The organism is Pseudoalteromonas sp. SR45-5, from assembly GCF_014163565.1.
GTDB lineage: Bacteria > Pseudomonadota > Gammaproteobacteria > Enterobacterales > Alteromonadaceae > Pseudoalteromonas > Pseudoalteromonas distincta.
The window spans coordinates 1-6,893 of record NZ_JACJDN010000173.1 but is presented as its reverse complement, the minus strand read 5'-3'; the positions used below and the strand labels follow the sequence as shown (position 1 = coordinate 6,893).

Sequence of the window (6,893 nt, the reverse complement as noted above, 5' to 3'; positions counted from 1 at the left end):
TAAAAGTTTAAAGCAGCTATTTAACTTACAAGGAAATTAGTATGTTAGTTAACTACTTAATTAAAGCACCTAATGAAAACGTTGATGCTCTAAGTAAGCAAATGGATACGCGCAGTGAATTGAAACGCCAACATCATGCAGCGTTCCAATATAGACTAAAGCGTTTTGCCGTAACCAAAGTTGGGCTTTCAAGTGCCTTTATCGCAGGTGCAGCAGTACAAGCGGGTAAAAGCGAAACCAGCTTCGTAAGAAAATACGGCTGGCTAGTGAACTTGATAGCTTAAGCGCTAAACATTTCTACCGTGATCAGATAAGTAATCAATACTTGGACCACTTGGCACAACTTGTGTTGGGTTGATCATTGTGTGACTAAAATAGTAGTGTCGCTTAATATGATAAAAATCAACTGTTTCAGCCACTCCTTTAACTTGATATAGCTCCCTAAGGTATCCACTTAATGCAGGATAGCTTTCAATTGTGCGTAAATTACATTTAAAATGGCCAACGTACACACTATCAAACCGAATGAGTGTAGTGAATAATCGCCAATCTGCCTCGGTGAGCCTATTACCTGTTAAATAACGCTGCTTGCTCAGTATCCCTTCTACTTTATCGAGTGCTTTGAATAAATCGTTAAACGCCTCTTCGTATGCATCTTGAGTTGTTGCGAATCCCGTACGATAAACACCATTATTTATATTTGGATAAATCAACGCATTTAATTCATCAATTTTTGGTCGTAGTGCCTCTGGGTAGTAATCATCGTTATTACCTGTTAATTCATTAAATGCACTATTGAACATACGTATAATATCGGCAGACTCATTACTGACAATTTTATTTAGCTTTTTATCCCACAATACGGGTACGGTAACTCGCCCGGAATACTTAGGATTATTTTTTGTATACACTTGATGTAAGTAGTTACTATTAAATAAAGCATCACCAGTACTGTGGTTTTGCGTATCAAAAGCCCAACCACTATCAAGCATATCAGGGCTAACAACCGACACCGTAATTAAATCTTGCAACCCTTTTAACGCTCTAAATATAAGCGTTCGATGCGCCCAAGGACACGCAAGTGATACATATAAATGATACCTGTTCGCTTGTGCTTTAAAACCGGCCTCGCCCGTTATTCCAGCGCTACCATCAACAGTTACCCAGTGACGTAACTGCGCCGTTTCACGTTCAAACTTACCGTTACTTGAATCTGTGTCGTACCATTTATCTTGCCATTGGCCGTTAACTAATAATCCCATAAAACTCTCCTAAAAATACCGTTATATTTTGCCAAACTCGCCGTTTTGATAATCACGCACTGCTTGCTGTACTTCAGCTTGCGTCGTCATTACAAACGGACCCATATGAGCAATTGGCTGATTAAGTGGATCGCCTGCTAAAACCAAAACGCCAGCGCCTTGTTCAGAGCTAATATTAATATCACTGCCTGGTTCTAAAATAAGTAACTTACCCGCTGGTATTGTTTGATTGTCGCTCATTATTAGTGAGCCGCTATGAATATAAAGCATTACTTTTTGTTGGCTAAGAGGCTCTAAATAAATGCTTTTACCAGCAGGTAATGTAATATCAGCGAGCGCCGCATTAGCAGCTAAACTTTGCAGCTCGCTTGCAAGCGTTTCACTTTCGAACTGCCACGATCCCGCAAGTGCTTTTAACGTCACGCCTTGCGTATTTGTAAAACTAGGAGCTGGGTTTTTAGTCGTATCTTGATAACGTGAATCACGCATTTTTTCTGCGCTTGGCATGTTTATCCAAATTTGAAAGCCATGCAGACCATCTATAGCATCAGCGAGTGGCATTTCACTGTGCATGACGCCGCGCCCTGTGCTCATCCATTGCACATCGCCTGCTTTAATTGCTTCTTTGTTACCCATTTGGTCACGATGCTCAAAGCCACCTTTTAGAATATAAGTAAACGTTTCAATTCCTCGGTGCGGATGCTCAGGAAAGCCTCCCATATAATCTTTTTTGTCGTCTGACTTAAGTTCATCAATCATCAAAAACGGATCTAAATATTTACCATCAAACCCAGGTATACGGCTAATGCTCACGCCATCGCCATCTTGAGTTGCATAAGCTGTAAGTATTTTTGATATTTTCATTTTTTAATTCACTCTAAAGAATAAGTTTATGAGGCTATTGAATCATTCATTAAACAAAACAACTATGTCTTTAAATCGAGCTTAAGGTTCTAAAAAATAGAACGACATTGATTCATTGGTTACATTTTCAACCTTATAATTACTATGGTTATTTGGAGTGAATTTGGCTACAATTGTTATTGCAAAATACGAAACTAAGGAATGGTTATTTTTACTTATTCTCTCAAACATCAGCTTTATCGTTTGCTTATATTGCTAAGTATTCCGGGCACCGCTGTAATTATTTTTACTCTGCTGCTTGAACGCCACCACTCTATTGAGCAAAGTGAAAAAAAAGTAGAAAACATTGCTAAGCAATTAATTTTACAGCAAAAGCACTTAGTCGATGATATTGACCGTTTAGCGCGTTATTTGGCTAAAGAGGAAAGTAAGAAAGAAAATATAGCAACGTCCTGCCCTAATTATTTTAATCAATTTAGAGCTATTTATGCCCATGTTGCCAATATCGGGATTATAGATCCAAATGGCATTGTTATGTGTACAACAAGCGGATTAACCAAAACAATAAGTATTGCAGATCGTGCGTATTTTCAAAATGCCTTAAAAAGTAACCAATTGTCGGTAGGTTATTTTCAGCACGATAGAAACTTGCAAAAAAACACCCTTAACTTTGCGTTGCCTATCATTAATAAAAAAAATGTAATTCAGGGCGTTGTAGTTATCGTTGTTGCGCTTGACTGGTGGAACAATGCTTTTAATAATATTGAACTGCCGACTGGCTCTATTGCTGCAATCGCTGATTCTAATGGAAAAATTTTAGCGCGTTACCCACCAACAACTGCAGCCCTTGGCGATAATATTGCAAAGACTTTATTAGCAACTGATTCTTCGATTGATAATGAGGCATTAACAAAAATAAAATCTATTGAGGGTGAAGATCGAATGCTTCATCACTCTATTATTTATAAAGATCCGAGTAATAACAGCTTAAATATACATATTGCACTTCCTATTACGCATGCTTTAAAGCAAATAAATAATAATTTTTTTATAGCGATTGGTGTGTTTATTTTATCACTGCTAGTGCTATGTTTAATTGCACGTAAGCTGCTTAAAACCAGCATTATCGACCCAATTAATAATCTAACAAATGCAACAAACGTGTTGGCTAAGGGCGAAATGCCGTCACAAAAAACACAGCCAAATAATCCAGAGCTAAATACTCTCTATCAGCGCTTTAAATCAATGGCGCAAACTAGGTTAACAGCTGAAGCTAATTTAAAAAACAAGCACGATGAGCTTACCAGCTTGCTTAATACTCTACCCGACAGTTACGTTAGAATTAACATCCATGGCGATATTCTCAACATAACGGGGCAATTTAAGCCTCAAGTAAACCCAAACAGCACTGCAGTACCTCATTTATCATCAATACTTTCACACAGCAATGTTCAGCTTTTGTTATCGCAGTTATCTAAGCTTGATGTTTCGAGTAATTTAGAATTTACACTCGAAAAATCAGATCCTAAACGCAGCTTTGAAGCGCGTATTAGTGCAATGCAAAGTAAAAATGAATACGTTGTTGTGCTAAGAGATATAACACAACGAAAAATAAATGAAGAAGCACTCCACCTTGCCTCGCTAGTGTATAACAACAGTAGTGAAGGCATGGCAATCACCGATCCAGCGGGTATAATATTTGATGTAAACCCTGCGTTTTGCAAAACGACTTTATATAGTAAAGAAGAAGTTATTGGGCGCTCCTCTTCAATTCTTTCATCAGGAAAACATGATAAGAATTTTTACAATAAAATGTGGTCTGAATTACAGCAAACAGGCCGCTGGCAAGGCGAGGTTATTAACCGTAAAAAGAACGGGCAGCTATACTCTGAGTGGCTCACAATCGATACGGTTTATGATACAAACAACGCACCTATTCGTCGAATCGCGATATTTACAGACCTCACTGAGAAAAAACAAGCCGATGAAACAATTTGGCGACAAGCTCACTATGATCACTTAACTGACTTACCAAATCGTTTAGAGTTAAAGGAGCGATTAAATCAACGATTTTCAAACGTTGTTACTCCCGACAATCAATTGGTTGTCATGCTTTTAGATATAGATCACTTTAAAGATATTAATGACACATTAGGCCATCACTATGGTGATAACTTATTAAAACTCGTATCTCAGCGTATAGTCCAGTCGGCAAAAAATGCTGAGTTTGTGGCACGTATTGGTGGTGATGAGTTTGTTATTGTGTTTAATCGTATAAAAAGTACGCGTCATATTAATCAAATTGCCAGTAATATTTTGCTTAGCCTATCGTCGGCTTTGCATCTTGAAAACGAAGAGTTATTTATTAGCGCCAGCATGGGCATAGCATGCGCCCCTAATGATGGTGAAAATACTGAACAACTTTTAAAGGCAGCCGATCAGGCTATGTATAAAGCAAAAAGTAATGGTCGTAACTGTTTTGAATTTTTCTCTGCTGACATGCGCGAATATGCACACGCGCGCATGGTGCTATTAAAAGACTTACGAAGTGCCATTGAACTTGAACAGTTTGAGTTGTTTTATCAGCCCATTGTTGCTTTGAATGATTTACATATTCATAAAGCTGAAGCACTTATTCGTTGGCAACATCCCGAAAAAGGCCTAATTAGCCCTGTCGCATTTATTCCTCTTGCTGAAGAAACTAGGCAAATAAATGCAATTGGCCAATTTGTATTTGCTCAAACCTTGCAAACGCTTAACGATATAAAAACCCTAACCGATGACACTTTTCAAATAAGTGTAAACGTGTCGCCAGTGCAGTTATCCACGCCAGAGAGTGGTATAGATGAATGGTACGATATGCTAAAAGCTGCAAAATTACCTGCATCCTCAATTGTGGCAGAAATAACTGAAGGCCTAATGATTAACCCCGAAGCATTAACGCAACGTCGCTTAAAAGAAATAGTAAAATCAGGTATGCAGCTTGCCCTTGATGATTTTGGTACAGGATATTCGTCACTCGCTTACTTACAAGAAATGGATACCGACTATTTAAAAATAGATAAACGTTTTGTTGATAATATCCAAGTAGGCAGTCAAGAACTTGCACTGTGTGAAGCAATAATTGTTATGGCGCATCAACTGGGCTTAAAAGTAATCGCCGAAGGAATTGAAACTGAATTACAAATGCAGCTATTACTTGAAGCCGGATGTGATTACGGACAAGGTTATTTATTTTCAAGACCTTTAAATAAAAGCAGTTTTATGGCACTTCTAGCTGATAAAAAAGTCGCTTTATTAAAATAAATAAACAAAAAATCACTGTTACGCAATAAATAATGCGTCTGCGCGGTCAAGTTAAGTAATCAGATATAAGTAGTAACAGGATTTAAAAATGGCAAAAGCAACATTAGAGCAATGGCGAATGTTTAAAGCGGTTGTGGATCACGGCGGATTTGCAGGCGCAAGTGCGGCTGTACATAAAAGTCAGTCAACCGTACACCATGCTGTTCAAAAACTTGAAGCCGCCTTGCAAATTAAGTTGCTTGAAGTAAAAGGTCGTAAAGCATTTTTAACCGATAGCGGTAAACTAATTTTACGCAGAGCTGAATTTTTAATTGAAGAAGCAACTAAAATAGAATCGGTAGCGAGCACACTAAGCGAAGGCGTAGAAAGCACATTAAAAATAGCTGTTGATGAAGTTTTTCCACACACCATTTTATACCAGGCACTTGCTAAAACGAGTGAACTTTACCCGCTTTTAAAGATTGATTTAGTAGAAAGCGTGCTAACCGGTGCAAACGAATTACTACATAACTCAGTGGTTGATTTAGCCATTTCATCAATTCCTATCTATGGAATTAGTTGCAGTACGTTATGCGATATAGAGTTTATAGCCGTTGCGCATAAAGACCATGTATTACACCAACAAACTGAACAACTCAACTTTCGCGATTTAAAGCTACACCGGCAAATAGTAGTTCGCGACTCAGCAACCCACACCAGTCACAATGATGGCTGGTTAGGTGCTGATATGCGCTGGACAGTCAGCCATTTACGCAACTCTATTGATATGGTTAGTCAAAATTTGGGTTACGCTTGGCTGCCAAAAACACAAATAGCACATTTAATTGAAGATAAAACGCTCATCCCACTTAATTTAGACCAAGGTACAACCCGTACCCTTAATTTATATTTAATGTGCAACGACAACGACAGGCTTGGTCCTGCAGCACAAGAGTTTAAAGAGCAGCTTATAGCTCTCACTAACTTTAGCTAATAGCTATTCGTTTTTTACATCGAGGTGATCTGCCACATAGGCGCCTCGCTGCCCACGCTCTTTAGCTGGGCCTATAGTACTGTCTTTACCTGTTTGCTGCTCAGTAGCTGCATTAATAACAGCACCTAATGTGATTATATAAGCGCTGATATACAACCACATCAACATGATCACTACACCACCTAGTGAGCCGTAAGTTTCGTTGTAACTAGAAAAACGCGACACATAAAAAGAAAAACCTATAGATGCCAAAATCCAAAGTACAGTAGCAATAGACGAACCCATCGTGATCCAACGCCATTTGGCCGGTTTACGATGTGGGGCATAACGATATAAAAGTACCAATGCAAAATTAAAGGTAAAAGCTAATAATGGCCAAGAGATGAGTTTAATTAATAAATCTATACTTTCTTTTAGTCCCACTAAATTAAGTACAATAGGTAAAATACCAATAATTAATAACGCAAAAATTGCGACAACAATCGCCC

General features: G+C 38.2%; 6 protein-coding genes. 3 read left to right on the top strand and 3 right to left on the bottom strand.

Translation table 11 applies throughout. From position 1 onward, the window contains the following. Positions 1-41 precede the first annotated feature (41 nt). Positions 42-284 (top strand): hypothetical protein, encoded by a 243-nt coding sequence (locus H5072_RS08565; RefSeq protein WP_024596383.1) that lies wholly within the window; start codon positions 42-44, stop codon positions 282-284. Positions 285-287: 3 nt separating this feature from the next. On the opposite strand, the gene H5072_RS08560 is transcribed toward H5072_RS08565, so the two are convergent. Then, complete coding sequence (locus H5072_RS08560; protein ID WP_138488553.1) at positions 288-1,262, bottom strand: glutathione S-transferase family protein; 975 nt, start codon at positions 1,260-1,262, stop codon at positions 288-290. 21 nt (positions 1,263-1,283) lie between these two features. After that, on the bottom strand, positions 1,284-2,126 hold the full coding sequence (locus H5072_RS08555; protein WP_182693270.1) for a pirin family protein: 843 nt from the start codon (positions 2,124-2,126) through the stop codon (positions 1,284-1,286). Between the two features lie 201 nt (positions 2,127-2,327). Here H5072_RS08555 and H5072_RS08550 point away from each other — a divergent pair, with 201 nt between their 5' ends. After that, entirely contained in the window at positions 2,328-5,432 is a 3,105-nt protein-coding gene (locus H5072_RS08550) for an EAL domain-containing protein (protein WP_182693269.1), read from the top strand. 88 nt (positions 5,433-5,520) lie between these two features. Further along, entirely contained in the window at positions 5,521-6,405 is an 885-nt protein-coding gene (locus H5072_RS08545; protein ID WP_182693268.1) for a LysR family transcriptional regulator, read from the top strand. A 3-nt stretch (positions 6,406-6,408) separates the two neighbouring features. On the opposite strand, the gene H5072_RS08540 is transcribed toward H5072_RS08545, so the two are convergent. Continuing rightward, a partial coding sequence (locus tag H5072_RS08540; RefSeq protein WP_182693267.1) for a YihY/virulence factor BrkB family protein occupies positions 6,409-6,893 on the bottom strand: 485 nt, incomplete at its 5' end.

Bases quoted from the DNA above. Each gene is read 5' to 3' on its own strand.
- H5072_RS08545 (WP_182693268.1), top strand. From the start codon at position 5,521: ATGGCAAAAGCAACATTAGAGCAATGGCGAATGTTTAAAGCGGTTGTG.
- H5072_RS08550 (WP_182693269.1), top strand. From the start codon at position 2,328: ATGGTTATTTTTACTTATTCTCTCAAACATCAGCTTTATCGTTTGCTT.
- H5072_RS08555 (WP_182693270.1), bottom strand. From the start codon at position 2,126: ATGAAAATATCAAAAATACTTACAGCTTATGCAACTCAAGATGGCGAT.
- H5072_RS08560 (WP_138488553.1), bottom strand. From the start codon at position 1,262: ATGGGATTATTAGTTAACGGCCAATGGCAAGATAAATGGTACGACACA.
- H5072_RS08565 (WP_024596383.1), top strand. From the start codon at position 42: ATGTTAGTTAACTACTTAATTAAAGCACCTAATGAAAACGTTGATGCT.